We start from the raw sequence: 25,970 nt of genomic DNA, 5'->3' as shown, positions 1-25,970 counted from the left end.
GCCGTCTCTCCGACCCTCCCCCGAAGGGGAGGGTGAAGCGCTGGCGGTCTACATCCACTGGCCGTTCTGCGTCACCAAATGCCCCTATTGCGACTTCAACAGCCACGTCCGCGCCAGCATCGACGAGAGCGGCTGGCGCACCGCATTGCTCGCCGACCTCGCCGCCGAGGCCGCGGTCACACCCGGCCGCCGGGTCCACAGCATCTTCTTCGGCGGCGGCACCCCCTCGCTGATGTCGCCCGCCACCACCGCCGCGGTGATTGACGCGGTCGCCGGCCACTGGCGGCTCGAGCGGGACGCCGAGATTACCCTCGAGGCCAACCCCTCCAGCGTCGAGGCGGCGCGCTTCGCCGGGTTCGCGCATGCCGGCATCAACCGCGTCAGTCTTGGGCTGCAGGCGCTCGACGACACCGCACTGAAGCTGCTCGGGCGGCCGCACGACCTTGCGCAGGGCCTCGCCGCCCTCGACATCGCGCAGGCCAACTTCCCGCGCGTCAGCTTCGACCTGATCTACGACCGGCCCGGCCACAGCATCGCCGCGTGGGAGCCCGAACTGGCGCGCGCCCTCGCTTTTGGTACCGAGCACCTGTCGCTGTACCAGCTGACCATCGAGGCCGGCACGCGCTTCGCCGTCGAGCACGCCGCCGGCCGGCTGCGCACCCCCGACGCCGACACCAGCGCCGACCTGTTCGACTTCACACAGGCCGCGACCGAGGCGGCCGGGCTGCCCGCCTACGAGACCTCGAATCACGCTCGCCCCGGCGCCGAGAGCCGCCACAATCTCGCTTACTGGACCTACGGCGACTACGCGGGGGTCGGGCCCGGAGCCCACGGCCGCCGCGCCGGCGTCGCCACCGTGCGCCACAAGAAGCCCGAGAACTGGAACGCCGCGATCGCGCTCGGAACTGGCATCGTCGAGACCACCGAACTTGACCCCGCGACCCGCGCGACCGAGGCGCTGATGATGGGCCTGCGGCTGACCGCCGGCATCGACGCCGGGACGTTCGGGCAGCGGACCGGCACCGCGCTGAGGGACGCCGTCGACCTGAAGGCCGTGGCGCGACTTACCGACCTCGGACTGGTCGAGCACGACGCCACCGGCCTCCGCCTGACCCGCGCCGGGCGCCCGCTGGTCAATGCCGTGTTGCGCGACCTCGCCCGCTGAAGATGCGCACCCCGGAATGACAGGGTGGTAGTGCCGGTGCAGCCGCTGCCTTCCGCCACGCCGCGCGCCGCCTTCCCGGCGATGCTGGCGGGCAGTATCTGCCTCGCCTTCGGACCATGGCTGGTACGGCTGGCGGACGTGCCGCCGGTGACCTCGGCGTTCTGGCGCGTCGCGCTCGCATCGTTGCCGATGCTGGCCCTGGCGCGGCTGAGCGGTGCGCGGCTGGGCGACCTGCGCTGGCCGCTGCTCGGCATCTGTTCGCTGGCGGCGGCGTGCTTCGCCGCCGATCTCGCGGTCTGGCACCTCGGCATTGCGCGGACGACACTGGCCAACGCGGCGCTGCTGTCGAACGCCGCGAGCTTCCTGCTGCCGCTGGTCGGCTATGCCGCGGCGCGGACACTGCCCGGGCGCAACGCCGGCATCGCGCTGGCCTGCGCGGCGGCGGGCACGGCGCTGCTGCTCGGTCGCTCGGCCGACGTCTCGGCGCGGCATCTGGCGGGCGACCTGCTCTGCCTCGGTGCCGCAGTGTTCTACACCGGCTATCTGCTCGTCATCGACCGGGCGCGGCGGAGCATCGGGCCGATGCCGCTGCTGGCACTGGTCACGGTCCTCAGCGCGGTTCTGCTGTTCCCGGTCGCGCTCGCCGGGCCGGGGCCGCTGCTGCCGACCGACTGGACGCCGCTGGTGCTGCTCGCGCTCGGCAGCCAGGTCGTCGGGCAGGGGCTGATCGTCTATGCCGTCGGGCACCTGAAGCCGATCGTCGTCGGGCTGACCCTGCTGGTGCAGCCCGCCATCGCCGCGACCATCGGCGCGCTGCGCTTCGGCGAGGTGCCCGGTGCGGTCGAGATCGGCGGCGCGGCGCTGGTCGTGGCGGCGCTGATCCTCGTAAGGCTTCCCGAACGGACCAAGCGGGTGATTGATACGGAGCCGTCGGCGGCCTAGCCTCGCCGCGTGATCGGCACCCTCATCGCCCTCGCGGTCGCCGCAGCCCAGCCCGCGGCCCCCGGCGTCGTCGGGACCTATGAACTGCAGGGCCAGCGCGAGGTCGGGTCCGGGCTCAAACTCATGCCCGGCGGCCGCTTCGAGTGGTTCCTCAGCTACGGCGCACTCGACGAGCACGCGACCGGCAGCTGGCGGCAGTCGGGCCGCACGGTCTTCCTGACCAGCGACCAGCCGATCGTCGCGCCGGCCTTCACGCTCGTTCGCAGCGTCGCCGGGCCGGCTGGCACGCTCGAGATCAAGGTCGTCGGCGCCAACGGCAGCGGCATCGCGCTGATCGACGTCGAGGCCGACATCGGCACCGGCGAGCCCCTGACCGGGGTCACCCAGGACTACGGCTTCCGCACCGACCTGCCGCCGGGGAAAAAGCTCGTCGGGCTGAAAATGGGCCTGGAGATGTACGGCATCCCGATGCAGGCTTTCCCGGTCGACGGGCACAACGACCTGACCTACCGCTTCGACGCCAACGACCTCGGCAAGCACGACTTTCGGGGCGAGCCGGTGCTGATCGAGCCCGGGGCGGCGGTGATGAACTTCCACGGCGAGGCGATGCGCTACGTGAAGGGCAGTCGCTAGGTTCGCATCTGCCTGACCGCACGAGCTTCACGATCCGCCGCCACGGTGTCCGAATACCGGCGGGGGCTTTGGCGCGTCTGAAAACCTCCCCGGAGACGGGGAGGATTCAGGTCAGAACATCTTCGGCGTGCTGAACACCCGGACGACCTCGGGTTCGAAGCTCTCCAGGCTGTCGACCTTGAAGTCCGGGTCGAATGCGGGGGCGTCCCACTTGTCGACCAGCTTCTCGGCGAACTCGAACCACGCCTCGTCCTTGAACTGTTGGCGCATGTCGGTCGGCTTGCCGAGGTAGCCGTAATAATAGGCGCCCTGGAAATGCTGGTGCCACATCACGGCGCGGTAGATGTCCTCGGAAACATAGGGCTTGAGCACCTCGGCCTGGATCGCGCCGTGGTTGGGGATCGACAGCAACTTGCCGAGATCGTGCGTCAGCCCGGCGACGACTTCCTCGTCGGTGGCGTTGTCGGCGCGGGCGAGCGTCGCGGTCATCAGGCAGTGGGTCAGCTGGTCGGCGGCGAAACCGACCTGGATGGCTCCGAGTCGCCGCATCGAATCCATGATCTGCAGCGGTGCCTGGGTCCGCTGGTGGACCATGTGTTCCTTGGCGATGTGGGCCCAATCCTCGGCGGTACCCTGCTGCATGGCGGTAAACATCACGCATTCTCCCGTGCGGCGAACTTCTCGCAGTATAGCTTGCGGAGGGTGACCTTGTCGATTTTCGCGCTGCCCAGTTTCGGCAACGGCTCGTCGACCAGCCAGATCTGCGACGGCACCTTGAAGCTCGCCAGTTCGCGGCTGAGCAGTTCGTGGAGAGCGTCCGCCTCCAGCGCGGCGCCGGGCTTGGGATAGACCACTGCGCCGACGACCTCGCCGAGCCGCTCGTCGGGCAGGCCGAACACCGAGGCCTCGGCGACCGCGGGGTGGTTGTAGATCGCGCTCTCGACTTCCTGGCAGCTGATGTTCTCGCCGCCGCGGATGATGATGTCCTTCTTGCGGTCGACGATGAACAGATAGCCGTCCGCGTCGATCAGGCCGAGGTCACCGGTCTTGAACCAGCCGTCGGCCGAGAACGCCGCCGCGGTCGCCTCGGGCTTGTTCCAGTAGCCGCGGCAGTTGGCGACCGAGCGGATGCAGACTTCCCCGACCGTGTCGGGTCCGAGCGGGGTGCCGTCGTCGTCGATGATCTGCAGCTCGACCAGCGGCCGCGAGGCGCGCCCGGTGGAGGCCGGCTTCGACCGGTAGTTGTCGCGGAAATTGCCGGCGCCGACGCCGTTGGTCTCGGTCAGGCCGTAGCCCTGGACGGGGTGCTTGCCGGGGAAGCTTTCGGCGATGCGCTCTACATGCTCGGGCGGGCGCGGCGCGCCGCCGCTCGCGATGTCGACGAGGCTCGACAGGTCGTATTTTGCGCGGTCGGGGTGCTGCATCAGCTCCAGCGACATCGTCGGGACGCCGACGAAATAGGTCGCGCGCTCGCTCTCGATCAGGCGCAGCGCCTCGCCCGCATCCCACTTGTGCATGATCACCATCTTGCGGCCGATAGCGATCGAGACGAGCAGCACCGGCACCGACCCGGTGATGTGGAACAGCGGCACGTTGAGCAACATGATCTGCTGCTCGGCGGGCGCGATCCCTGCCCGAGTGCCGAGCTCGAGCAGCGCCAGACCCGCGACGAGGTAGTTCATCGCGCCCGACGCGAGCGCGCGGTGCGTGCTGACCGCGCCCTTGGGGCTTCCGGTCGAGCCGCTCGTGTACATGATCGTCGCGTCGTCCTCAGGACTGATCTCGGGCAGGAACCACGGTGTCGGCGGCGATGCGGCGAGGCTGTCCTCAAGGCGCTCGAAGCCGAGTTCGTCGGCGACTTCGCGGCTGGTGCGGACGGTGAGCAACTTGCGGTTGGCGCCCGCGAGGTCGGCCATGCGCCGCGCCCGCTCCTCGTCGGCGATGACCAGCCGGGTGCCCGAATCCGCCAGCCCGTAGGCCAGCTCGTCGGACTGCCACCAGGCGTTCATCGGTACCGCGATCGCGCCGAGGTGGAGGACGGCGACAAAGCTCGCGACCCACTCCGGATAGTTGCGCATCGCGATGGCGACGCGGTCGCCCTTGGCGATGCCGTGATTGTGCTGGAGGCAGGCCGCGACCTTGATCGCCTGCGCATAGACCTCCGCGAACGTCAGCCGCTCGTCGCGGTAAACGAGGAACTCCTTGTCGGCGTTAGCCCCGAAAAAATACGCGAGATAGTCGCGCATGTTGGACGGGCCGTTGGCGAACACCGGCAGCGTCGCCTCGCGGACCTTGGCCTCGCCGACGGCCAACTGCCCGCCGGGCGCGATGATGGTGTCGATGACCGCGTCGAGCGCGGTGTCGAGCGCGGACTTCATCCTAGTATCCCATCAGCCGGGCGAGGCGGTCGCCGTGGAAGGTCGCGTCGCCGAAGGTCTCCTGCGCCGCGCGCGCCCGCTTCATGTAGAAGCCGATATCGACGTCGTCGGTCATGCCGATGCCGCCGTGCATCTGGACGCCCTCGTTGGTCGCGAGCCGTGCGACCTCGCCCGCCTTGGCCTTGGCGAGGCTGACGAACAGCGGCGCGCGCTCCTCGTCGGCGTCGAGGGCCTGGAGCGCGCGGAGGGTGGCGGAGCGGGCCAGCTCGACCTCGCAGAACAGGTGGGCAGCGCGGTGCTGGAGCGCCTGGAAGCTGCCGATCTTCGCGCCGAACTGCTCGCGGGTCTTGAGGTAGTCGACCGTGGTCTCGAAGCTCTGCGCCGACACCCCGAGCATTTCCGCCGCGAGGCAGGCGCGCCCGGCGTCGAGGATCCGGTCGAGCAGCGCGCCACCCTCGCCGATCGTCCCGAGCACGTCGGCACCGTCGACCTGCACGTCGGCCAGCACGATGTTCGCGGCGTTGCGGCTGTCGACCATCGAGGTCCGCTTCGTGTCCACTCCGGCGGCCTTCGCATCGACGAGGAACAGCGTGATGCCGGCTGAATCTGCGTCGTCGCCCGAGGTCCGCGCCGCGACGATGAAGGTGTCGGCGACATGCCCGTCGAGGACGAAGGTCTTGCTGCCGCTGAGCTTGAAGCCGTTGCCCGAGGCCTCGGCGCGGGTCGCGACGTGGTGCGGGGCGTGGCGTGCCTTCTCGTCGGCGGCGAGCGCGAACAAGCGTTCGCCCGACGCGATCTGCGGCAGGTATTTTGCCTGCTGCTCCTCGGTCCCGGCCGCGACCAGCGCCGACGCCGCGAGGATGGCGGTCGACAGCAACGGGCTCAGCGACAGGTTGCGGCCCACGGCTTCCTGGATCAGCCCGGCGGCGACATAGCCGAGCCCGGCGCCGCCATGCGCCTCGGGCACCAGCACGCCCGTGAACCCCATCTCCGCCATCTGCTTCCACAGGCCGCGGTCGAAGCCGGTCGCGTCGTGCGCGTCGCGGAGCTTGCGGAACTGCGCGGGCGGGGCTGAATCACGGAAGAACCCTTCCGCGGAGTCGCGGATCATCGTCTGGTCGTCGGTCAGTACCAGTGCCAATTTAGAACTCCCAAGGACGGCAGGCTCTGCGGCCTGCTAATTCATTGTTTCGGCAGTCGTCGTTGCGGCGATGCCGGTCGCCCGCCCATTTCGATCATCGTCTCGATGCGGATCAGTCGATCTTCGTGGCTACGCACGTCGGCGCGGGTCGTCGCCAGGTCGCCGGCCATGCGGTCGAGTTCGCTCCGCATCACGACCAGTTCCTTGACGCTGTCGAGCACGCGATCGAGCAGGCTCATCTCGACGCCTTGATTCGCGCCATTTCAGCCTGGTGGAACTCGAAATCTTCGCGGGCGCGCTGGAAACTGTTGCGCATCGAGACGACGGTCTTCTCCAGTTCATCGGCGAGAAGCTCGAGCGCGATCCGCTCGGTCGGATCGACCTCGTCGTAATCGTGGGCAGCACGCCGGATGAATTCACTCGTGGTCAGGCTCATGTGCCGGGCACGTGCTTCGATCGCCCGCTTTTCGGTCGGCGTCATCATGACGACCAGCCGGGAACCCTTTTGCTGAGCTGACTGCATGTCCATAGTGTGTACATGCGACTCCCGCCGCCGGGTTGCAAGTCCTGCCATCAAGCCCCCGGCAGCTGCAGCACGCGCTTCGCGATGATGTTGAGGTTGATCTCCGACGTGCCGCCCTCGATCGAATTTGCCCGCGACCGCAGCCACGACCGCGCCTGGTCGCCCGCGTGGTTGTCGCCCTCCCACAGCAAAGCGTCGGTCCCGCCGACCGACATCAGCAGTTCCTGGCGATGCTTGTTGAGCTCGGTGCCGTAGTATTTCAGCATCGACGACAGGGCCCCGACACCTTGCCCGGCCTTGGCCTCGTCCTTGACCCGCTCCATGGTCAGGCCGAACGCCCAGGCGTCGATCTCGTGGCGGACGATGTCGCTGCGCAGACCCGCGTCGGACAGCACTGCGCCGTCCATGCCCAGGTGCCGCCGGGCGATCTCGCTCAGCGATTCGCGACCGCCGTCCATGTCGCCGATCATCTCGCGCTCGTGGGTGAGCAAGTATTTGGCGATGTCCCAGCCCTTGCCCGGCGTCCCGACGAGGTTGCCGGCGGGGACCTTCACGTCGTCGAAGAAGGTCTGGCAGAACGGCGAGGCGCCCGAGATCAGCCGGATCGGCGAGGTCGAGACGCCCGGCGAGGCCATGTCGAACAGCAGGAACGAGATGCCGAGGTGCTTGGGCGCAGCCGGGTCGGTGCGGACCAGGCAGAAGATCCAGTCGGCCTGGTCGGCGTAGCTGGTCCAGACCTTTTGGCCGTTCACCGTATAATGGTCGCCCTCAAGAATCGCCGAGGTGCGCAGGCTGGCGAGGTCGGACCCCGCGCCGGGCTCCGAATAGCCCTGGCACCAGCGGATCTCGCCGCGCGCAATGCGGGGCAGATGCTCGAGCTTCTGGTCCTCGCTGCCGTATTTCAGCAGTGCCGGCCCGAGCATCCAGATGCCGAACGACGACAGCGGCGAACGCGCCTTGATGCGGCGCATCTCGGACGCCAGCACCTTGGCCTCGTCCTTGGAAAGGCCGCCGCCGCCGTAGGGCTTGGGCCATTCGGGCACGGTCCAGCCGCGCGCGCCCATGCGCTCGAGCCACAGGCGCTGGGCGTCGCTGGCGAACTTGACGTTGCGGCCGCCCCAGCAGATGTCGGCATCGCGCGCCACCGGCTCGCGCATTTCAGACGGGCAATTGGCTTCGAGCCAGTCGCGGGTCTCGGCGCGGAACGCCTCGAGTTGGTCGGTCACGGTCGTCTCCCACGGGATCTTGCGCACGGTCTCTGCCGCAGTCTTATCGTTGTGTCTTATCGTTGCCGCCGACTATGGTGCGCCGCGCCCGGTGGTCAAAGGAAATGTTAAGCACGATGCCGGGACCGATCCAGATAGCGCTCGATTTCACCACGCTCGGCCTGCGCCCCGAACTGTTCAGCATCCCGGCGTTCACCGTCGCGGGCACCGAGATCGGGCCGCTGGCGCTGCGCTGGTACAGCCTCGCCTATATCGGCGGCATCCTGCTCGGCTGGTTCTACCTGAAGCGGCTGCTGCGCACGCCGCAGACTTCAACAACAACAACAACGCCGCCGATGACGCAGGTCCAGGCCGACGACTTCATCACCTGGGCGACGCTCGGCATCATCCTCGGCGGCCGCATCGGCTATGTCCTGTTCTATAATTTCCAGCACTTCGCCCAACAGCCGCTCGACATCATCCGGCTGTGGGACGGCGGCATGTCGTTCCACGGCGGCGCCATCGGCATGATCGTCGCGGTGGCGTGGTTCGCCCGCCGCAACCGGCTCGATGCACTCCGGGTCGGCGATTACGTCGCCTGCGTGGTGCCGATCGGGCAGTGCTTCGGCAGGCTCGCCAACTTCGTCAACGGCGAGCTGTTCGGGCGCATCACTGGCTCCAGCTGGGGCATCATCTTCCCCGGCGGCGGGCCGTTGCCGCGCTATCCGAGCCAGCTGTTCGAGGCGTTCGGCGAGGGCGTCGTGCTGTTCCTGCTGCTGGCGTACCTGTTCTGGCGGACCGATGCGCGCCGCCAGCCGGGCCTGCTCAGCGGCGTCTTCATCGGCGGCTTCGGACTGGTCCGCTTCATCATCGAGTTCTTCCGCGAGCCCGACGTGCAGGTCGGCTACCTCGCCTTCCACCTGACCATGGGGCAGTTGTTGTGCCTGCCGATGATCCTGATCGGCATCGTCATGATCGCGACCAGCGGCGGCCGCGCGGCGCGACGGGCTGCAACCGCGGCGTGAGCCTCGGCGACCGGCTGCGGCGCGAGATCGAGCACGACGGCCCGATGCCGGTGGCGCGTTGGATGGCGCTGTGCAACGCGCATTATTACGCGACGCGGGACCCGCTCGGGGTCGCGGGCGACTTCACCACCGCGCCCGAGATCAGCCAGATGTTCGGCGAGCTGGTCGGCGTCGCGCTCGGCGATGCGTGGGTCCGCGCGGGGTCGCCGGAGGGCGTGCGGCTGGTCGAGCTCGGCCCGGGGCGGGGGACGCTGATGGCGGACCTGCTGCGGGCCGCGCGAGTCTCGGGCCTCGCCCCCGCGGTGCATTTCGTCGAGACCAGCCCGACCCTGCGCGCGGCGCAGGCCGAGCGGGTGCCGGGCGCGACGTGGCACGAGGCGCTGGCGCAGGTACCGGACGACGGGCCGCTGCTGCTGGTGGCGAACGAGTTCTTCGATGCGCTGCCGGTGCGGCAGTTCGTGTTTGCAGGGGAGTGGCGCGAGCGCTGCGTCGGCCTCGAGTTCGCTCCCGTCCTCGGCAAGCCCGCCCCGCTGCTCACCATCGCCCCGCCCGGCACGATCGTCGAAACCTCTCCCGCTTCGACCGCAATTGTCGCCGAGATCGGTGCCCGGCTGCGCGCGCAGGGCGGCGTCGCACTCATCATCGACTATGGCTACGCCGGCCCCGCCACCGGCGACACGTTGCAGGCGGTGCGCGCCCACGCCTTCGCCGATCCGTTCGTCGACCCCGGCGAGGTCGACCTGACCGCGCACGTCGATTTTTCGGCACTTGGGGCGTCGGCCGGGGTGGTTTCGCACGGCCCTGTCGGGCAAGGGGCGTGGCTGAGGGCGCTCGGTATCGACGCGCGAGCGGCGGCGCTCAAGACGAGGGCGACCGGTCCGCAGCGCGAGGCGATCCACGCGGCGACCGCGCGGCTGACGGGGGAGAACGCGATGGGCGAGTTGTTCAAGGTGATGGCGCTGACCGGCACCGGCTGGCCGACGCCGGCGGGGTTCGCGGCATGACCGCGACCTACCGCGACGGCACCGTCGACGACGCGGCCGCCGTGCGCGCGGTCTACATCGAGAGCTTCGACGGCATGTTCCGGCACCTCTACGCCGCCGAGGATTACAACGCCTTCATCGCCGGCCAGGGCGAGGAGACGTTCCGCGGCCAGCTCGGCGATCCCGCCTACGCCTTCCGCCTCGCCGAGGACGACGGCCGACTGGTCGGCTTCTGCAAGCTCGGGCCGCCGTCGCTGCCCTATGACCCGGTCGGGCGCGGCTGCATCGAGCTGCGCCAGCTGTACCTGCTCGAAGCCGCCAAGGGGACCGGCATCGGGGTCGTGCTGATGGACTGGGCGCTGGCCGAGGCGCGGCGGCGCGGCAACGCGGAGCTGTGGCTGTCGGTGTTCGGGGACAACCACCGCGCCCGGCGGCTGTACGCGCGCTACGGCTTCGAGGAAGTCCGCCCGTTCAAGTTCATGGTCGGCAACCACGCCGACGATGAGCTCCTGTGCCGGCTGAAGCTCGATGGCTGAGTTTCCTGAGCCTGAAGCTGTCGAATTGGTCACCGCGCCGGCGCTCGCGGGCACGCGCCACGGCTTCCTCGGGCGGCGGGGCGGCGTCTCGACCGGGATCTACGCCAGCCTCAACTGCGGCCTCGGGTCGGACGACGACCGCGCCGCTGTCGTCGAAAATCGGGCCCGCGCGCTGGCCGCCGTTGCCCCGGGCGCGAGCCTCGTCACCCTCCACCAGGTCCACAGCCCGACCGTCGTCACCGTCACCGTGCCGTTCGCGGACGCCGACCGGCCCCACGCCGACGGTATGGTCACCGACCGGCCGGGCCTCGCGCTGGCAATCCTGGCCGCCGACTGTGCGCCGGTGCTGTTCGCCGATGTCGAGGCGGGGGTTATCGGGGCGGCGCACGCGGGCTGGCGGCCGGCGCTGCATGGCGTGCTGCCCGCGACGATCGACGCGATGGTCGCGCTCGGGGCGGACCGCGGCCGGATCGCGGCGGCGATCGGCCCGACCATCGGGCGGCGCAGCTACGAGGTCGACGACGGCTTCCGCGGCAAGTTCATCGCCGACGACGAGCGCCACGACGACTTCTTCACGCCGGGCCGTGCCGGGCACCACCAGTTCGACCTCGAGGGCTTCATCGTGAGGCGGCTGGCGGAGGCCGGGCTGAGCCGGATCACGGCGCTCGGGCTCGACACCTATGCGGACCCGGGGCGCTGGTTCAGCTACCGGCGCACGACGCATGCGGGAGAGGGCGACTATGGGCGCCAGATCTCGATGATAGCGCTCGGATAGTCAGGGTTGTCATCCCGGGCTTGACCCGGGACCCAGCTAACTACGCACACCGAGCTCCGGGTTAGCTGGGTCCCGGGTCAAGCCCGGGATGACACGGGGCCGCGGGCTAATAGGGGCCGATGCGCGCCGCTACTCCCGGTGCCGGGCGCGGGCGTCGGTGCCGCGCCGATGGTGACGGCCGAAGCCGGCGAGGACGGCCAGCACGACCAGCGCCGTCCCCGCCAGTCCGATGGCGACGTCGTGCTCGGCGACCAGTTGCAAAATCTCACTCATCCCGCGACCCCTTCGCTGCGAGCCATTCGTTGCGAGTATGACGGCATTACGGGGGCTGCCTTGCCCAGCCCCCGTGACGTCCGTTCCGGGCTCAGCAGCGATGGCTACCGCTGCGGTCGATGGCACGTCCGGCGAGCGCACCGCCACCCGCACCGACGACGGTGCCAAGGGTGCGGTCGCCGCGGCCTGCGATGCCGTTGCCGAGCAGGCCACCGGCGATCGCGCCGACGATTGTGCCGGTGGAACCATTGTTCTTGCAGCGGCCGCGGTAGTCGTTGCGACCGTAATAGCCGCGACGGTCGTTGTTGCGGTAGCCGTGACGGTCGCGGCCGTGATTGTAGCCGTTGTTGTAATAGTCGCCGCGCTGGTTGTCATAGCGGTCGTGGTCGTAGGCGCTGACGGCCACCGGCACCGTCGCGGTGGCGAGCGTCGCGATTGCCGCGAAACTGGTGATTATCTTGCCCAACATGGCGGTTCCTTTCGTTCAGCCGCGATCGGCTGCTGGGGCCTTTATGGGCGGCATTGTATGCCGCGACGCTGAACGCTTCGTTGCGGGGTGTTCACATTTCGGGTGCGGGTTTTGTTGCCCCTGCGTGACAGCCCCGCTAGGGGAGACGCTCGCTTGGCGGAGGGGTCGAACACGTGAAAATTCTCGCTGGGAACAGCAACCTCGAACTCGCCAGCGCGATCGGCAAGTATCTCGACATTCCGCTGACCAAGGCAAGCGTCCGGCGCTTCGCCGACGAGGAGGTCTTCGTCGAGATCCACGAGAACGTCCGCGGCGAGGATGTCTTCGTCGTCCAGCCGACGAGCGCGCCCGCCAACGACAATCTGATGGAGCTGCTGATCTGCATCGACGCGCTGCGGCGCTCGTCGGCGCGCCGGATCACCGCGGTGGTGCCGTACTTCGGCTACGCCCGGCAGGACCGGAAGCCCGGCCCGCGTACGCCGATCTCGGCCAAATTGGTCGCCAACCTGATCACCGTGGCGGGGGCCAACCGCGTGCTGTCGGTCGACCTGCATGCCGGGCAGATCCAGGGCTTTTTCGACATTCCGACCGACAATCTGTTCGCCGCACCGGTGATGAGCGCCGATATCGAGGCGCGGCTCGGCAAGGGCGCAGAGCTGACCGTGGTGTCGCCCGATGTCGGAGGCGTGGTCCGGGCGCGGGCGCTGGCCAAACGCCTCGGCAACTCACCGCTCGCGATCGTCGACAAGCGCCGCGAAAAGCCCGGCGAATCGGAGGTCATGAACATCATCGGTGACGTCCAGGGCCGGATGTGCGTGCTCGTCGACGACATCGTCGATTCGGCGGGCACCTTGTGCAACGCCGCGGCCGCGTTGATGGAGGCAGGGGCCACGGGCGTTACCGCCTACGTCACTCACGGCGTGCTGTCGGGCGGCGCGGTGGCGCGTGTCGAGGGTTCGGCGCTGAGCGAGCTGGTGATCACCGACTCGATCGCGCCGCTCGAGGCGGTCAAGGCGGCGAAGAAGATTCGCATCATCACCATCGCACCGCTGTTCGCCGAGGCCATGCGGCGGACGTCGGAAGAAAGCTCGGTGTCGAGCCTGTTCGACTGAGGGTGCCAGCAACACGCTCGCTCGAGACGTTTACCGCCCGTCCACCGGCCGCTCGCCAATCTCCCAGTAATGCTCGCCGACGACGACATCGGGGATCGGCTTGCCGCTTGCGTTCATCGTCGGGCGGTAGCGGAAGCGCTGCTGGATCAGGCGGCACGTTGTCTCGTCGAGTGCGGTGTTGCCCGAGGTGCGGGTGACCCGGCAGTCGGTAACGCGGCCCTTCACCCCGACGACGAAGCGGACATGGACAGTGCCGCCGATGCCGAGTTTGGCCGCCGCTTCGGGGTAATCCGCGTCGGTGATGCGGCCCTTGATGTGGACCAGCGGAGTCTCGCCGCCGTCGCCGTCGCCGGTGCCCGCATCGCCGCTGCCGGTCCCGGTGCCGACTCCGCCGCTGCCGGTGCCCGGGCCGCGCACCGGTGCCGCTCCCGACCTCGCCTCCGCACCGAGGCCAGCGACCGGCGCGACGACGATCAGCGGCGGCGCGACGAGCGGGATCACCGGTGGCGGCGCGACTACGGGCGTCGCCCGCGAGCGGATGTTCGGGGGCGCTGCAGCGCCTCGGGGCCGCCGAGTCGCGTGGCGGGCGGGGAGGCGGCGCGGCGGCGGCGGCCGGACTTCAGGTGGCACCTCGAACACCTGCAGGCTCGCCTGCATCTGTTCCGGCACGTCGATGCCAAGCCCGACGATCAACGCATAGACAAGCGCGAGGTGGACAGCGGCGACGAACATCGCCGGGGCGATCCGTTCGGGCGTGCCGGTCGGCTCGGCTAGGTCGTCCATGAAGGATCAAACGCCAGGAGCGCGGCCCCGCTCCCGGCGTGGTTCAGCCCGCAGGCTGAACCTCGGCCGCGACAAGGGTCGGGCCGGTAGACTGCTGGCAGCTCGCCGCGACGACCGGATAGGTCAGCCCAGTGTAGCGCCCGAGAGTGGCTTCGGCGGCGGCATTGCAGGTGGCGACACTGGCGTACGTGACCGGCTCGACCTTGACGGTCTGGCAGCGGTCGCCGGCGTCGGCGCAACCAAGGATCGCCATGACGATCAGTACAGGGGTCATCGCGCCGCTCCTTCACAGGCTAAATGTTCGACGAACTGCGATGTTCCGCCCCGGAAGTGTGACGAATGGATAGTGCCGCACGGGGTTGGCGTCGGCGTCGCAACGCGCCATTTAGGGGCCATGAGAGATTCCGCGGCGACCAACGTCGGCGACCCCGACTTCCGGACCCTGCGCCGATTCCTGCCCTATCTGTGGCCGGCCGGCAGTCCGCAGCTACGCATGCGCGTCGTCGTCGCGATGGTGCTGGTGCTGCTCGCCAAGGCGACGACGCTGCTGATGCCGTTCGCCTACAAGGGCGCGATCGACCGCATGTCGGGATCGATGACCGAGGGCGTGCAGATCGCGGTCGCGCTGGTCGTCGCCTATGCCGGCGCTCGCTTCGGCGGGGTGCTGTTCGACAACCTCCGCAATGCGATCTTCGAGCGCGTCGGCCAAACCGCGGCGCGCCACCTCAGCCAGGACGTCTTCGCGCACATCCACCGGCTCAGCTTGCGTTACCACCTCGAGCGCCGCACCGGTGCCCTGACGCGGATCGTCGAGCGCGGCACCAAGTCCATCGACACGATGCTGTACTTCATCCTGTTCAACATCGTGCCGACGGTGTTCGAGCTGACCGCGGTGTGCGTGATCTTCTGGATCAAGCTCGGGCCCGGCCTGGTCGCCGCGACGCTGGTCATGGTGACCGCCTACATCCTGTACACCCGCAAGGTCACCGACTGGCGCAACCGCATGCGCCGCGAGATGGTCGAGAGCGACAACAAGGTTTCCGCGCGCGCCATCGACTCGCTGCTCAATTACGAGACCGTCAAGTATTTCAACGCCGAGCTTCACGAGACGCGCAACTACGGCGTGGCGCTCGAGCGCTATACCGAGGCTTCGATCAAGAACGCGGTGTCGCTGGCGTCGCTCAACGTCGGGCAGGCGCTGATCACCAACCTGATGATGGCGGGCGCGATGGGCTACACCGTCTGGGGCTGGAGCCAGGGCAAGTTCACCGTCGGCGACGTAGTGCTGGTCAATACGTTGCTGGCGCAGCTTTTCCGGCCGCTCGACATGCTCGGCATGGTCTACCGCGAGATCAAGCAGGGCCTGATCGACATGGAGCAGATGTTCGGCTTGGTCGACACGCCCGCCGAGATCGCCGACGCCCCCGACGCGACCCCGCTGGCGCTGAGCGGCGCGCATCTCCAGTTCAGCCACGTCGACTTCAGCTACGAGCCGCGCCGCCAGATCCTCCACGACGTGTCGTTCGACATCGCGCCGGGGAAGAAGCTCGCGGTCGTCGGCCATTCGGGCGCGGGCAAGTCGACGTTGAGCCGCATCCTTTATCGCTTCTACGACATCGAAAAGGGCGCGGTGACCATCGACGGCCAGGACCTGCGAAAGGTCACGCAGGACAGCCTGCGTCGCGCCATCGGCATCGTGCCGCAGGACACCGTGCTGTTCAACGACACCATCGGATACAACATCGCCTATGGCCACATCGGCGCCTCGCAGGCCGAGATCGAGACGGCTGCCAGGGGTGCGGCGATCCACGACTTCATCCTGTCGCTTCCCGACGGCTATGCGACGACGGTCGGCGAGCGCGGCCTCAAGCTGTCGGGCGGCGAGAAGCAGCGCGTCGCCATCGCCCGGACCATCCTCAAGGACCCGGCGCTGCTGATCCTCGACGAGGCGACCAGCGCCCTCGATTCGGCAACCGAGGCGGACATCCAGACCGCGCTCCACGATGTCTCGGCGCGCCGCACCACGCTGGTCATCGCGCACCGCTTGTCGACCGTCACCGACGCCGACGAGATCATCGTCATGGACGCCGGGCGCATCGTCGAGCGCGGCACCCACTCGGTGTTGATGGCCCGCGACGGGGCGTACGCGGCGATGTGGAATTTGCAGCAGGCGGAGGCCGAAGCGGAGCAGTTGCAGGCGGCGGAGTGATTGCCGGAAGCGGCGTTGGGGCCGGCATGACCAGTTAGTTGGTCAGGAGCCGGGCGATGGAGAGCGTCAATCTAGCCGAGGCGAAGGCGCACCTGAGCGCGCTGGTCAAGCGGGCCCTGCAGGCGAGAAGATCTCGATCCTGCGGCGCGGCAAGCCGGCGGCTCGGCTGGTTCCGGCGGAGATCGAGCGGAAGCCGATCGACGTCGACGTGCTTCGTGCGCTCACCGGCAGCACGCCAATGCAGGCCGAAGACGGCGACGACTTCATCGGTCGCATGCGTGGCAACGCCCGCGATTCACCGGCTATCTCGACACGTCCCTGCTCGTCACGCTTTTGGTGAACGAACTCGGCACGCGCCGCGCCGATTTCAGGCGCGCGGCGCGCATGGCCGATCGCGGCGAGACCGACCTGCGGGCCGGCGACGCGCCCCATCTTGCGATTGCGGCGGATCGGGGCTTGAAGATCTGCGCCTGGGATGCCGGGCTGGCCAGGGCAGCCGCGACGCTTGGCTGCGGCCACGAACTGAACTGAGCAAAAACGGCGGACAGATAGCCCGCCGCTTCGCTTGGTCGCCGAAGCTTGCCGGCGTCAGGCGGCGCCGCGAGGCTGGGTGCCGCGGCGGCGCATGGCACCGCCGACGAGGCCGAACCCGCCGAGCATCAGCGCCCACGTCGCCGGTTCCGGCACGGCACCGGCGACGGTCGTGAAATTCAGGCTCCAGCCGCCGGCGATCGAGCCGCCGTCAGAAGAGGAGATATCGTCGACGTACAGCGTCCAGGCACCGTTGGCGCTGAAGCCGTTGAAGGCGGCGAACGACCCGGCATTGTGGAAATAGGTAAACGCGAATCCACTGAAGTTCGAGGGCAGAAAGGTGCCGGAGACGATCGCACCCCCGACGTACGACTTCGGCAGGACGCTGGATGCCGCGTCGCCGAACGTCAGGGTGACACCGTCGATGTTGTCGCTGCCACCCGCACCGCTCAGGAACACGAAGCCCAGGCCGAGGCTCTCGTTCAGCACGCCGAAAACCAGGTCGTCGGGATAGCTGTGGGTGAGGCCGTTCAACGTCACCGTCAGGCCGGTGATGTTTCCCAGCCCGGCGACGTTGATCGTGCTGGTCGTCTCGCCGGGATCCGGGACAGTGATCGGTGCCGCGTTGGTCACCGTGACTGCGGCGAGCGGTGACGCGGCCAACGCAAGCGACGCGACAACGACAAGAGATTTGATCATTCGGCTGCCCCAGAGAATTATTAGGCTCGTTGTTATAACGAAACGACCTTCTGTCAAATGTTATCGCGGCGTTAACACTGTCTGCGGTACGATCCTCGCCGAGCGCGTGGTGTCGGCCGGTACGAAGAAGGGCGGACCTTTCGGCCCGCCCTTTCCGCCCGCCCTTTGCGGTGGCCGAGACGGCCGCCTACTGCGGCATGAGCACGGTATCGACAACGTGGATGACGCCGTTCGACTGGTAGACGTCCTTGATGGTCACGGTCGACGTGCCGCCCTTGGCATCGGTCAGCACCAGCTTGCCACCCGACATCGACGCGGTCAGGTCGCCGCCCTGGACGGTGTGCAGCATCGCCTTGCCCTTGCCCGCCTTGATCGCCGCGGCGATAGCCTTCGAGTCCATCGTGCCGCTGACGACGTGATAGGTCAGGATGGTGGTCAGCGTGCCCTTGTTCTCGGGCTTGACCAGCGACTCGACGGTGCCGGCGGGCAACTTTGCAAAGGCTTCGTTGGTCGGCGCGAACACCGTGAACGGGCCCGGGCCCGACAGCGTGTCGACGAGGCCGGCAGCCTTGACTGCAGCCACCAGCGTCGTGTGATCCTTGGAATTAACCGCGTTCTCGATGATGTTCTTCGACGGTAGCATCGGCGCGCCGCCGACCATCACCGATTTGCCGTGCATCATCGCGGCACTCGCGCTGCCGCCCGCAAGACCGGCGGCGGCGACCGCGAACAAGGCAGCGCCGAGCATGTGCTTCGACATCGTCATCGTGAAACTCTCCTGGGGTACGCCGCCCAATATGCGGACCTCGAGGATACGGATGTGGTTGCGTGGTGGTTGCAAGCGGTACCGCGGCGGTGCGTCGCGGGTACCGGCTGCAAGGCTAGATGCCGGTCAGCTTGCCCGTCGCGACGATCGGACCCGTCGGTGCCCCGGTCTTCGAACCACCCTTGGGCTCGAGGCTGATCGCCAGCGTCGAGCCGACCGCGAGGCCCTTCAGGCGCTCGACCGGGATCGCGTGGCTGGTCGGGGTGTCGATGTCGATGGTGCCGAGCGAGCGCGGCGGCTTGTCGCCCTCGATCACCCACAATTCTGGCGTGCGGCCCTCCGCGTCGGACTTGCCGGCGGGGGCGAGAATGACAGCGCCACGCGCTGCATCGTAGGTCGCGGTAAGAATTGCGCCACCGGTCGGTGACGACAGCGTCGCGACGAGCAGCGGCTGGGTCGAGCGACCGGGCCGTTCGATCAGGATCACCGAGACGATTGCTGCGAGCGCGAGCGAGGCCGCCGCCAGCCCGCGCCACAGGCCAAGGCTCGACCACAAGGACGGGGCTGCCGCGGGCGCGACGCGTGGCTTCGCGGGCGATGTCGTCGCGGGTGAAGTCTCGGCGGCGATACGGTCCCACAGCGCTGGCGGCGGCGTCACCGGGGCGACCGCCTCGGCCAGCGGCGCGAGCATCGCCTGCCAGCTTTCGACTTCGGCGCGAAAGGCGGGGTCGCGCGCCAGTCGCAACTGCGCTGCCATCCGAGCCTCGCGGTCGAGCACGCCGAGGGCAAAGTCCATCGCCAGTGCGTCGTCGTCGGGCATCGGGTCGGCGGGGTCGAACTCGGTCACGCGAGTTCTCCCTTCATCCGGATCAGGCCACGTCGGACCCAGCTTTTGAGGGTCCCGACCGGCACGCCCTCGCGCACCGCCAACGCCTCATAGGTCAGTCCGTCGAAATAGGTGCTGCGGATTGCGGCCGCATGGCGGGCGTCGAGCTTGCCCAGTGCCGCGTTCAGGCGCCGTGCCTCGTCGCTCGCACTCAGTAGGTCATCGGCACCGGGACGCTCATCGCGGACTTCGGCGGCGGCGTCGATCGGCACCGTCGGACGGCTGCCGCGGGCGCGCAGGCGGTCGATCGCGCGGTTGCGGGCGATCGTCGCCATCCACGTCACCGGGCTGGCGCGCGTCGCGTCGAACTCTGCCGCCTTGCGCCAGACGATGGTGTAAACTTCCTGCAAAACGTCTTCCGCCTCACCCCGCTCATGCAAGATACGCAGGATGACCCCGAATAGTTTTGCGGACGTCGCATCGTAAAGGCCGCGAAACGCCGGGAGATCGCCGCTGGCGGTGCGGTCGAGCAAGGCAACCAGCGCGCCCGCTCCGCTCACTGACCGCGCACCGCCATCTTGATCGGCCCCTCTGCCCGCCCGTTGACGAACTGATAAACGTACGGATTTCCAGTCGCGTCAATGCCTTGGCGCGGTCCGTGCCAGACGATGCGGCCGTTGTAGAGCATCGCCACACGGTCGGCGATCTTCCGCACGCTGGCCATGTCGTGGGTAATCGTCAGGGCGGTGATCTTCAGATCTTTTACCAGCTCGACGATAAGGTCGTTGATCACATCGGCCATGATCGGGTCGAGTCCGGTGGTCGGTTCGTCGAAAAAGATGATCTCGGGGCGCGGCGCGATCGCTCGCGCCAGCGCGACTCGCTTCTGCATACCGCCCGACAGTTCGGAGGGCCGGAGGTCGGCGACGTCGGCGCCGAGGCCGACGCGTGCGAGATTGTCGATCGCTGCCGCTTTTAGCCGTGTGCTGCCCTGCGACTGGTCGAGTGCGAAGGCGACATTCTTCCAGACGCTGAGCGAGTCGAACAGCGCGCCGCCCTGGAACAGCATGCCGAAGCGCGCCTGGTGTGCCGCCAGCGCGCGACCCTTGAGGTGGGTGGTGTCGACGCCGTCGACCTCGATGTGGCCCGCATCGGGCCGTATCAGCCCGAGGATGCACTTGATCGTCACAGACTTGCCGGTGCCGGAGCCGCCGATGATAACCATCGATTCGCCGGCACAGATGTTGAGATCGACGCCGTTCAGGACGTGCTTGTCGCCGAAGCGCTTGCGGATGCCCTTGAGGGCGATCTTCGGAATCTCTGTCACGAACCGAAAACGATCACGGTGATGATCAGGTTCGACAGCAGGATCAAAATGAACGCGCTGACCACCGCGTTGGTCGTCGCCTTGCCGACGCCGGCGGCGCCGCCGCTCGAGTTGAAGCCGTGGTAGCAGCCCATCAGCGCGATGATGAAGCCGAACACCGCCGCCTTGACCATCGACGAGGCGACGTCGTCGAGCTTGAGGTAATGCATTGTCGTGGCAAGATAATTGCCACTGTTGAAGCCGAGCTTGTTGGTCGCCAGCAGGAAGCCGCCGAGCACGCCGACCGCATTGGCGACCAGCACCAGCACCGGCATGACCAGCACCGCGGCAACGATGCGCGGCGCGATCAGGTAGCGGAATGGGTCGGTGCGCAGCGTCGCCAGCGCGTCGATCTGCTCGGTGACCCGCATCGTGCCGAGCTCGGCCGCCATCGCCGACGACACCCGGCCGGCGACCATCAGGCCGCCCAGCACCGGCCCGAGCTCGCGGACGATGCCGATGACGACGACGGCCGGGACGGTCGAGGCGGCGTTGAAGCGGCTGCCGCCGATGAAGATCTGCTGGGCCAGCGCCGAGCCGATGAAGACCGCGGTCAACCCGACGACGGGCAGCGAGAAATAGCCGATGATCAGGACCTGCTCCGCCAGCCGCGCCGGGTAATACGGCGGTAGCACGCCATGGGCGACCGCGCGTCCGGCAAAGCGCGTGACGCGGCCGATCGACGCCAGGCCCTCGATGACCAGGTGGCCGATCGCGGTCAGCAGCGCGGCGAACTGGTGGGCAAGGCGGTTCATGCGAAGCGGCGCTGATAGCGGCCCGCAAGCCCGGTCAGCAACTCATATTGCGCGATGCCGGTCGCTGCCGATGCCGCGGGCAGGTCGAAGTCGACCCGCAGCCAGTCGCCCTCGGCGACGTCGACCCCGGTGACGTCGACCCCGGTGAGGTCCATCGAGACGCGGCCGACGACCGGGCAGGCAGTGTTGCCGGCGAAAGCGTGGCCGCTGCCGGCAAAGGCGCGCCGGTAGCCGTCGGCATAGCCGAGGTTGATCACCGCGACCCGGCTGGCACGCGCCGCGGTCCAGGTTGCGCCGTAGCCGAAGGTCTCGCCGATGCCGACATCGCGGACCTGCACGACCCGCGCCTCGATCCCGGCGACGCTGCGCAGGTGGCCGGCCGCGGCGGGGTGCATGACGCCGCCGAACAGCCCGATGCCGGGCCGCGTCAGGTCGAAGGCATAATCCGCGCCGAGGCAGATGCCCGCCGAATTGGCGAGGGCAGCGCGGCGGTGCGGGACCGCGGCGACCACGCCGTGGAAACGCGCGAGTTGTGCCGCGTTCATCGGGTGATCCGGCTCGTCGGCGCAGGCGAGGTGGCTGTGCAGGACATCGACGTCGAGGCCCGCGGGCAGGGCCGCGACGTCGGCGAGGCTCAGCCCGAGCCGGTTCATGCCGGTGTCGACCATCAGGTCGCAGCGTCCGCCGCCCGCGGCCTGCCAGCGCGTCACCTGCGCGATGGTGTTGAGGACCGGCACGATGCCCGGCAGCGGCAGCTCGTCGGGCATCAGGCCGTGGAGGACGGCCAGCCGTGTGCCTGGCGGCATCCGGCCGAGTGCCGCGGCCTCGGCCCAGGTTGCGACGAAGAACTCGGTCGCGCCCACAGCCGCGAGGGCTTTCACTGTGTCGCGCGCGCCGAGGCCGTAGCCGTCGGCCTTGACCGCCGCGCCGCATGTCGCGGACCCGCCGCGGGCGCGCAGCCACTGCCAGTTGGCGGCGAGGGCGGCGGTATCGACGGTCAGGCGGAGCGCGGGGAGGTGCATTGGAAGTGGCTTAGCCGCCACGACGCGTGCTGCAAACCTGCGGCGACTGTAGCTGCACGTAACTACGTTTGTCATTCCGGCGTTCGCCGGAATGACAAATCAGGCGATCAGGTCGTGCGCCTCGCCCGCGCTTCCCCCAGCAGCCTTCGCGCCCGCAGGAACATCTCGACGCGCTGCAGCGCCAGCAGCCCGACTGCGAAGGCCACGAACGCGTCGATCACCCCGGCGCCGGCGTGCGTGAGGTCGCCGCCGAAATGCTCGCGCGCCACGTAGCGCATCCCGATCAGCGCCACGAGCAGCACCAGCGCGGCGGGCGACTGGCGCTGGTTGAGGTCGTGGGTGACCGGGTCGACCGCGATCCGCATCGTGCTGCCGCGCAGCCAGCCGACGCCCGCACCCACCGCCAGCGCCGCCGTGACGGTCAGCCACTGCAGCCCGTGCGGTGGCAGTTTCCAGAACAAGGCGCAGGCGAACGCCGTGTAGAGCGCCGGGATGATCCACAGCCGCTCGAGCTTGAGCGGCTTCGCGCGCCGCATCGCGCGCAGCCGGAAGAACAGCAGGACCGCGATGCCGACGCCCGCGGCGGCGTAGCTGATGAAGCGCGGGTCGCTAAACGTCACGGGCCGTCAGTCGCGCCGCTCGGGCAGATAGGCTTCCTCGGCGCGGTCGGCGAACTTGGTGCTGGCGCCGTGGAAGGTCAGCCGGACGGTGCCGGTCGAGCCGTGGCGCTGCTTCGAGACGATAACTTCCGCCAAGCCGTGCAGCGAGGCCGCGCGCTCGGCCCACTTGGCGTGCTGCTCGCGGTCTTCGATGTCGGGCTGCTTGAGGCTGTGATAATATTCCTCGCGGTAGATAAACAGCACGATGTCGGCGTCCTGCTCGATGGTGCCGGACTCGCGAAGATCGGAAAGTTGGGGGCGCTTGTCCTCGCGGTTCTCGACGGCGCGGCTGAGCTGCGACAGCGCCAGCACCGGCACCTGCAGCTCCTTGGCCAGCGTCTTCAGGCCCCGGGTGATCTCCGAAATCTCCTGCACGCGGTTCTCGGAGGTCCGGGCCGAACCCTGGAGCAGCTGGAGATAGTCGACGATGATGAAGCCGACGCCGCGCTGGCGCTTGAGCCGCCGGGCGCGGGTGCGCAGCGCCGCGATCGACAGCGCCGGCGTGTCGTCGATGTAGAACGGCAGCTCGCTGAGCGCTCCGGCGGCACGCGCCAGGCTGTTGAACTCGGTCTGGTTGATCAGGCCCTTGCGCAGTTGCTCGGAATTGACCCCGGACTGCTCGGCGAGGATGCGGGTCGCGAGCTGGTCGGATGACATCTCGAGGCTGAAGAACGCGACGCCGGTGCCGCTGCGCTTGCTCTCCTCGATGCCCTCGGCGGCGTCCTGCTGGGCCCGCATGGCGCAGGCGAAGGCGATGTTGGTGGCGAGCGCCGACTTGCCCATCGCCGGGCGCGCGGCGAGCACGATGAGGTCGGACTTGTGCAGGCCGCCGAGCTTGGCGTTCAGCCCGTCGAGGCCGGTGGTGTAGCCCGACAAATTGCCGCCGGACTTCATCGCACGCTCGGCCATGCCGAGCGCTTCCTGCGTCGCCATCCGGAACGTCTTGACCGCGCCCGCGACCTCGCCCTGCTCGGCGACCTTGTACAGCGCCAGCTCCGCCGCCTCGATCTGGGCCAGCGGCGCGATGTCGGCGGCGGTGTCGAGCGCACCCGCCGCCATGTCGCGACCGACGCGGATCATCTCGCGCAGGAGGGCGAGGTCATAGATTTGCTGGGCGAAGTCGCGCGCGGCAATCAGCGCCCCGGACTGCTCGGTCAGCTTGGCGAGATAGGCGGTGCCGCCGACCTCCTGCATCGCCTGGTCGCTCTCGAACAACGGCTTCAGGGTAACCGGCGTGGCGATCATGTTGCGATCGGCGAGCGCCAGGATCTTTTCGTAGATGCGACCGTGCAGCGCCTCGTGGAAATGCTCGGGCCTAAGCTTGAGCATGACATCCTCGACCAGCCGGTTGTCGATCATCAGCGCGCCGAGCAGCGCCGCCTCGGCCTCGAGGTTCTGGGGCAGCGCGGCGGCTTCGGCGGCGGTCGGCACGATTCGCAGGGGCGACGGGTTGATCATCCGGCCTTGTCGCCCCACCGGCCCCGCACGGCAATGCGCGCCTGTGGACGACCCTCTGGATAAGCGGTTGGCGGGCTGTGCGCCGCTGCTATACCCGCCGCGATGACGCACCCGCTTGCCCGTATCGACACCTGGATCTTCGATCTCGACAACACGCTGTACCCGGCGTCGTGCAACCTGTTCGCGCAGATCGACGCACACATGGGCAGCTTCATCCAGGACCTGCTCAAGGTCGACGCGGTCGCCGCGCGGCGCATCCAGAAGGACTTCTTCCACGCCCACGGCACGACGTTGCGCGGGCTGATGAACGAGCACGGGGTCGACCCGCACGACTTCCTGGCACGAGTCCACGACATCGACGTGTCGGTGGTCGAGCACGACGCCGCGCTGGTCGATGCGCTGCAGCGGCTGCCCGGTCGCAAGCTGATCTTCACCAACGCCGACCTGCCCTATGCCGAGCGGGTGCTGGCGCGGCTCGGGCTGGAGGACAGCTTCGAGGCCATCCACGACGTCCATGCGATGGACTATCGGCCCAAGCCCGACGCCCACGCCTACGACCGGCTGTGCGCGGTCTATGCGATCGACCCTACCACCGCGCTGTTCGTCGAGGACATGGCGCGCAACCTGCCGCCGGCGAAGGCGATCGGCATGACGACGGTATGGATCGACAACGGCAGCGAGCAGGGGCCCGACGTCGCGGGCGACTATATCGACTATCGGATCACCGACCTGGGCGCATGGCTCGGCGGCATCGTCAACGAACTGGAATCAGCATGAAGTCGGTCATCGAAGCGGGCTGGGAAGTACGGGCCGAGGTCGGGCCCGACACGCGCGGCGAGTTGCGGATTGCGGTCGACGCGGCGCTGGCGGGGCTGGACGACGGCTCGTTACGGGTCGCGGAGCCGGACGGCAACGGTGGCTGGAAGGTCAACCAGTGGCTCAAGCAGGCGGTCTTGCTGTCGTTCCGCCTGAACGACATGGCGCTGATCGAGGGCGGCTCCGGCGGCGGGTACTGGTGGGACAAGGTCCCGTCCAAGTTCGACGGCTGGGACGAGGCACGGTTTCGCGCCGCGGGCTTCCGCGCCGTGCCAGGCAGCATCGTCCGGCGCGGCGCCTACATCGCGCCCGGCGTCGTGCTGATGCCGAGCTTCGTCAACATCGGGGCGCATGTCGGCGCGAACTCGATGGTCGACGGCTGGGCGACGGTCGGCAGCTGCGCGCAGATCGGGGCGAACGTCCATTTGTCGGGCGGCGTCGGCATCGGCGGGGTGCTCGAACCGCTCCAGGCCGGCCCGACGATCATCGAGGACGACTGCTTCATCGGCGCGCGCTCCGAGGTCGTCGAGGGCGTCGTCGTCGAGCGCGGCTGCGTGCTGTCGATGGGGGTGTTCATCTCCTCGACCAGCAAGATTGTCGACCGCGCCACGGGCGAGATCTTCTTCGGACGGGTGCCAGCTTACTCCGTGGTGGTGCCGGGCGCGCTGCCGGGGAAGCCGCTGCCGGACGGGACGCCGGGGCCGAGCCTCAGTTGCGCGGTGATCGTCAAGCGGGTGGACGCGCGGACTCGGGAGAAGACCGCGATCAACGAGTTGCTGCGGGACTGATTTAACGGCGCAGCCGGAACGCGATCAGGTCGGTGCGCTCGCGCTCACCGTCATCCCCGCGCAGGCGGGGACCCATCCCCCCGGAATGCGGGACGAACGGGCGGACCGTTGAGCATCACCTCTCAATGCTGG

At 68.6% G+C, this 25,970-nt stretch carries 31 protein-coding genes; 12 read left to right on the top strand and 19 right to left on the bottom strand.

Annotation, left to right across the window (positions count from 1 at the left end; all coding sequences use genetic code 11):
- The first annotated feature begins 40 nt into the window (after positions 1-40).
- The 3 genes from hemW to KX816_19460 are packed head-to-tail and all read left to right on the top strand — an operon-like array spanning position 41 to position 2,740.
- Entirely contained in the window at positions 41-1,165 is a 1,125-nt protein-coding gene (gene hemW, locus KX816_19470) for a radical SAM family heme chaperone HemW (protein QXQ08690.1), read from the top strand.
- Between the two features lie 24 nt (positions 1,166-1,189).
- Positions 1,190-2,107, top strand: coding sequence for a DMT family transporter (locus KX816_19465; protein QXQ06314.1), 918 nt, complete (start codon positions 1,190-1,192; stop codon positions 2,105-2,107).
- 9 nt (positions 2,108-2,116) lie between these two features.
- Entirely contained in the window at positions 2,117-2,740 is a 624-nt protein-coding gene (locus KX816_19460; GenBank protein QXQ06313.1) for a hypothetical protein, read from the top strand.
- Between the two features lie 111 nt (positions 2,741-2,851).
- Here the strand turns inward: KX816_19460 and KX816_19455 are convergent, their stop codons facing one another.
- The 6 genes from KX816_19455 to KX816_19430 are packed head-to-tail and all read right to left on the bottom strand — an operon-like array spanning position 2,852 to position 8,008.
- A complete protein-coding gene (locus tag KX816_19455) occupies positions 2,852-3,394 on the bottom strand; it encodes an HD domain-containing protein (protein QXQ08689.1) in 543 nt (180 codons plus the stop codon).
- Positions 3,394-5,118 carry an acyl--CoA ligase gene (locus tag KX816_19450; protein QXQ06312.1) on the bottom strand — a complete coding sequence of 575 codons (1,725 nt, stop codon included), beginning with the start codon at positions 5,116-5,118 and terminating at the stop codon, positions 3,394-3,396. Before KX816_19450 ends, KX816_19455 begins: the two co-directional genes overlap by 1 nt.
- 1 nt (position 5,119) lies before the next feature.
- Positions 5,120-6,259 carry an acyl-CoA dehydrogenase family protein gene (locus KX816_19445; protein QXQ06311.1) on the bottom strand — a complete coding sequence of 380 codons (1,140 nt, stop codon included), beginning with the start codon at positions 6,257-6,259 and terminating at the stop codon, positions 5,120-5,122.
- A 41-nt stretch (positions 6,260-6,300) separates the two neighbouring features.
- Entirely contained in the window at positions 6,301-6,498 is a 198-nt protein-coding gene (locus KX816_19440; GenBank protein QXQ06310.1) for a hypothetical protein, read from the bottom strand.
- The gene (locus KX816_19435; protein ID QXQ06309.1) at positions 6,495-6,788 is read right to left on the bottom strand and encodes a hypothetical protein; all 294 of its coding nucleotides are present in this window, start codon (positions 6,786-6,788) and stop codon (positions 6,495-6,497) included. The genes KX816_19440 and KX816_19435 overlap by 4 nt, the downstream gene beginning before the upstream one ends.
- A gap of 44 nt (positions 6,789-6,832) precedes the next feature.
- The gene (locus KX816_19430) at positions 6,833-8,008 is read right to left on the bottom strand and encodes an acyl-CoA dehydrogenase family protein (protein QXQ06308.1); all 1,176 of its coding nucleotides are present in this window, start codon (positions 8,006-8,008) and stop codon (positions 6,833-6,835) included.
- A 116-nt stretch (positions 8,009-8,124) separates the two neighbouring features.
- Here KX816_19430 and lgt point away from each other — a divergent pair, with 116 nt between their 5' ends.
- The 4 genes from lgt to pgeF all read left to right on the top strand — a co-directional run bounded on the left by lgt (position 8,125) and on the right by pgeF (position 11,306).
- Complete coding sequence (lgt, locus tag KX816_19425) at positions 8,125-9,012, top strand: prolipoprotein diacylglyceryl transferase (protein QXQ06307.1); 888 nt, start codon at positions 8,125-8,127, stop codon at positions 9,010-9,012.
- 62 nt (positions 9,013-9,074) lie between these two features.
- Positions 9,075-10,016 carry an SAM-dependent methyltransferase gene (locus KX816_19420; GenBank protein ID QXQ08688.1) on the top strand — a complete coding sequence of 314 codons (942 nt, stop codon included), beginning with the start codon at positions 9,075-9,077 and terminating at the stop codon, positions 10,014-10,016.
- The gene (locus tag KX816_19415) at positions 10,013-10,531 is read left to right on the top strand and encodes a GNAT family N-acetyltransferase (GenBank protein QXQ06306.1); all 519 of its coding nucleotides are present in this window, start codon (positions 10,013-10,015) and stop codon (positions 10,529-10,531) included. The genes KX816_19420 and KX816_19415 overlap by 4 nt, the downstream gene beginning before the upstream one ends.
- Positions 10,524-11,306, top strand: coding sequence for a peptidoglycan editing factor PgeF (pgeF, locus tag KX816_19410; GenBank protein ID QXQ06305.1), 783 nt, complete (start codon positions 10,524-10,526; stop codon positions 11,304-11,306). Before KX816_19415 ends, pgeF begins: the two co-directional genes overlap by 8 nt.
- A gap of 129 nt (positions 11,307-11,435) precedes the next feature.
- Here pgeF and KX816_19405 read toward each other — a convergent pair whose 3' ends face one another.
- Together KX816_19405 and KX816_19400 are read right to left on the bottom strand one after the other, a co-directional pair.
- Entirely contained in the window at positions 11,436-11,579 is a 144-nt protein-coding gene (locus KX816_19405; protein QXQ06304.1) for a hypothetical protein, read from the bottom strand.
- A 91-nt stretch (positions 11,580-11,670) separates the two neighbouring features.
- Positions 11,671-12,048 carry a glycine zipper 2TM domain-containing protein gene (locus KX816_19400; GenBank protein ID QXQ06303.1) on the bottom strand — a complete coding sequence of 126 codons (378 nt, stop codon included), beginning with the start codon at positions 12,046-12,048 and terminating at the stop codon, positions 11,671-11,673.
- Positions 12,049-12,221: 173 nt separating this feature from the next.
- Between KX816_19400 and KX816_19395 the strand changes: the two genes are divergently transcribed.
- On the top strand, positions 12,222-13,160 hold the full coding sequence (locus KX816_19395; GenBank protein ID QXQ06302.1) for a ribose-phosphate pyrophosphokinase: 939 nt from the start codon (positions 12,222-12,224) through the stop codon (positions 13,158-13,160).
- Positions 13,161-13,190: 30 nt separating this feature from the next.
- Here the strand turns inward: KX816_19395 and KX816_19390 are convergent, their stop codons facing one another.
- Positions 13,191-13,892, bottom strand: coding sequence for an energy transducer TonB (locus KX816_19390; protein QXQ08687.1), 702 nt, complete (start codon positions 13,890-13,892; stop codon positions 13,191-13,193).
- A 94-nt stretch (positions 13,893-13,986) separates the two neighbouring features.
- On the bottom strand, positions 13,987-14,217 hold the full coding sequence (locus KX816_19385; GenBank protein QXQ06301.1) for a hypothetical protein: 231 nt from the start codon (positions 14,215-14,217) through the stop codon (positions 13,987-13,989).
- Between the two features lie 120 nt (positions 14,218-14,337).
- Between KX816_19385 and KX816_19380 the strand changes: the two genes are divergently transcribed.
- Together KX816_19380 and KX816_19375 are read left to right on the top strand one after the other, a co-directional pair.
- Positions 14,338-16,152 carry an ABC transporter ATP-binding protein/permease gene (locus KX816_19380; protein QXQ06300.1) on the top strand — a complete coding sequence of 605 codons (1,815 nt, stop codon included), beginning with the start codon at positions 14,338-14,340 and terminating at the stop codon, positions 16,150-16,152.
- A 336-nt stretch (positions 16,153-16,488) separates the two neighbouring features.
- The gene (locus KX816_19375) at positions 16,489-16,683 is read left to right on the top strand and encodes a hypothetical protein (GenBank protein ID QXQ06299.1); all 195 of its coding nucleotides are present in this window, start codon (positions 16,489-16,491) and stop codon (positions 16,681-16,683) included.
- A gap of 57 nt (positions 16,684-16,740) precedes the next feature.
- Here the strand turns inward: KX816_19375 and KX816_19370 are convergent, their stop codons facing one another.
- The 9 genes from KX816_19370 to KX816_19330 all read right to left on the bottom strand — a co-directional run bounded on the left by KX816_19370 (position 16,741) and on the right by KX816_19330 (position 24,234).
- Complete coding sequence (locus KX816_19370; GenBank protein ID QXQ06298.1) at positions 16,741-17,382, bottom strand: PEPxxWA-CTERM sorting domain-containing protein; 642 nt, start codon at positions 17,380-17,382, stop codon at positions 16,741-16,743.
- A 187-nt stretch (positions 17,383-17,569) separates the two neighbouring features.
- A complete protein-coding gene (locus KX816_19365) occupies positions 17,570-18,142 on the bottom strand; it encodes a fasciclin domain-containing protein (GenBank protein ID QXQ08686.1) in 573 nt (190 codons plus the stop codon).
- Between the two features lie 121 nt (positions 18,143-18,263).
- Complete coding sequence (locus KX816_19360) at positions 18,264-18,995, bottom strand: anti-sigma factor (GenBank protein ID QXQ06297.1); 732 nt, start codon at positions 18,993-18,995, stop codon at positions 18,264-18,266.
- The gene (locus KX816_19355; protein ID QXQ08685.1) at positions 18,992-19,507 is read right to left on the bottom strand and encodes a sigma-70 family RNA polymerase sigma factor; all 516 of its coding nucleotides are present in this window, start codon (positions 19,505-19,507) and stop codon (positions 18,992-18,994) included. The genes KX816_19360 and KX816_19355 overlap by 4 nt, the downstream gene beginning before the upstream one ends.
- A 23-nt stretch (positions 19,508-19,530) precedes the next feature.
- Positions 19,531-20,301 (bottom strand): ATP-binding cassette domain-containing protein, encoded by a 771-nt coding sequence (locus tag KX816_19350; GenBank protein ID QXQ06296.1) that lies wholly within the window; start codon positions 20,299-20,301, stop codon positions 19,531-19,533.
- Positions 20,298-21,095 (bottom strand): ABC transporter permease, encoded by a 798-nt coding sequence (locus KX816_19345; GenBank protein QXQ06295.1) that lies wholly within the window; start codon positions 21,093-21,095, stop codon positions 20,298-20,300. The genes KX816_19350 and KX816_19345 overlap by 4 nt, the downstream gene beginning before the upstream one ends.
- Entirely contained in the window at positions 21,092-22,117 is a 1,026-nt protein-coding gene (locus KX816_19340) for an alanine racemase (protein ID QXQ06294.1), read from the bottom strand. The genes KX816_19345 and KX816_19340 overlap by 4 nt, the downstream gene beginning before the upstream one ends.
- A 107-nt stretch (positions 22,118-22,224) precedes the next feature.
- Complete coding sequence (locus KX816_19335) at positions 22,225-22,737, bottom strand: cytochrome c biogenesis protein CcdC (protein QXQ06293.1); 513 nt, start codon at positions 22,735-22,737, stop codon at positions 22,225-22,227.
- Positions 22,738-22,743: 6 nt separating this feature from the next.
- A complete protein-coding gene (locus KX816_19330; protein ID QXQ06292.1) occupies positions 22,744-24,234 on the bottom strand; it encodes a replicative DNA helicase in 1,491 nt (496 codons plus the stop codon).
- 102 nt (positions 24,235-24,336) lie between these two features.
- Here KX816_19330 and KX816_19325 point away from each other — a divergent pair, with 102 nt between their 5' ends.
- On the top strand, positions 24,337-25,011 hold the full coding sequence (locus KX816_19325; protein QXQ06291.1) for a pyrimidine 5'-nucleotidase: 675 nt from the start codon (positions 24,337-24,339) through the stop codon (positions 25,009-25,011).
- Complete coding sequence (gene dapD / locus KX816_19320; protein ID QXQ06290.1) at positions 25,008-25,838, top strand: 2,3,4,5-tetrahydropyridine-2,6-dicarboxylate N-succinyltransferase; 831 nt, start codon at positions 25,008-25,010, stop codon at positions 25,836-25,838. The genes KX816_19325 and dapD overlap by 4 nt, the downstream gene beginning before the upstream one ends.
- Positions 25,839-25,970 lie beyond the last annotated feature (132 nt).

It is taken from the genome of Sphingosinicellaceae bacterium, from assembly GCA_019285715.1.
Taxonomy (GTDB): domain Bacteria; phylum Pseudomonadota; class Alphaproteobacteria; order Sphingomonadales; family Sphingomonadaceae; genus Glacieibacterium.
Note: the sequence above shows the minus strand (reverse complement) of the source record. Positions and strands in the feature narration are given on the sequence as shown.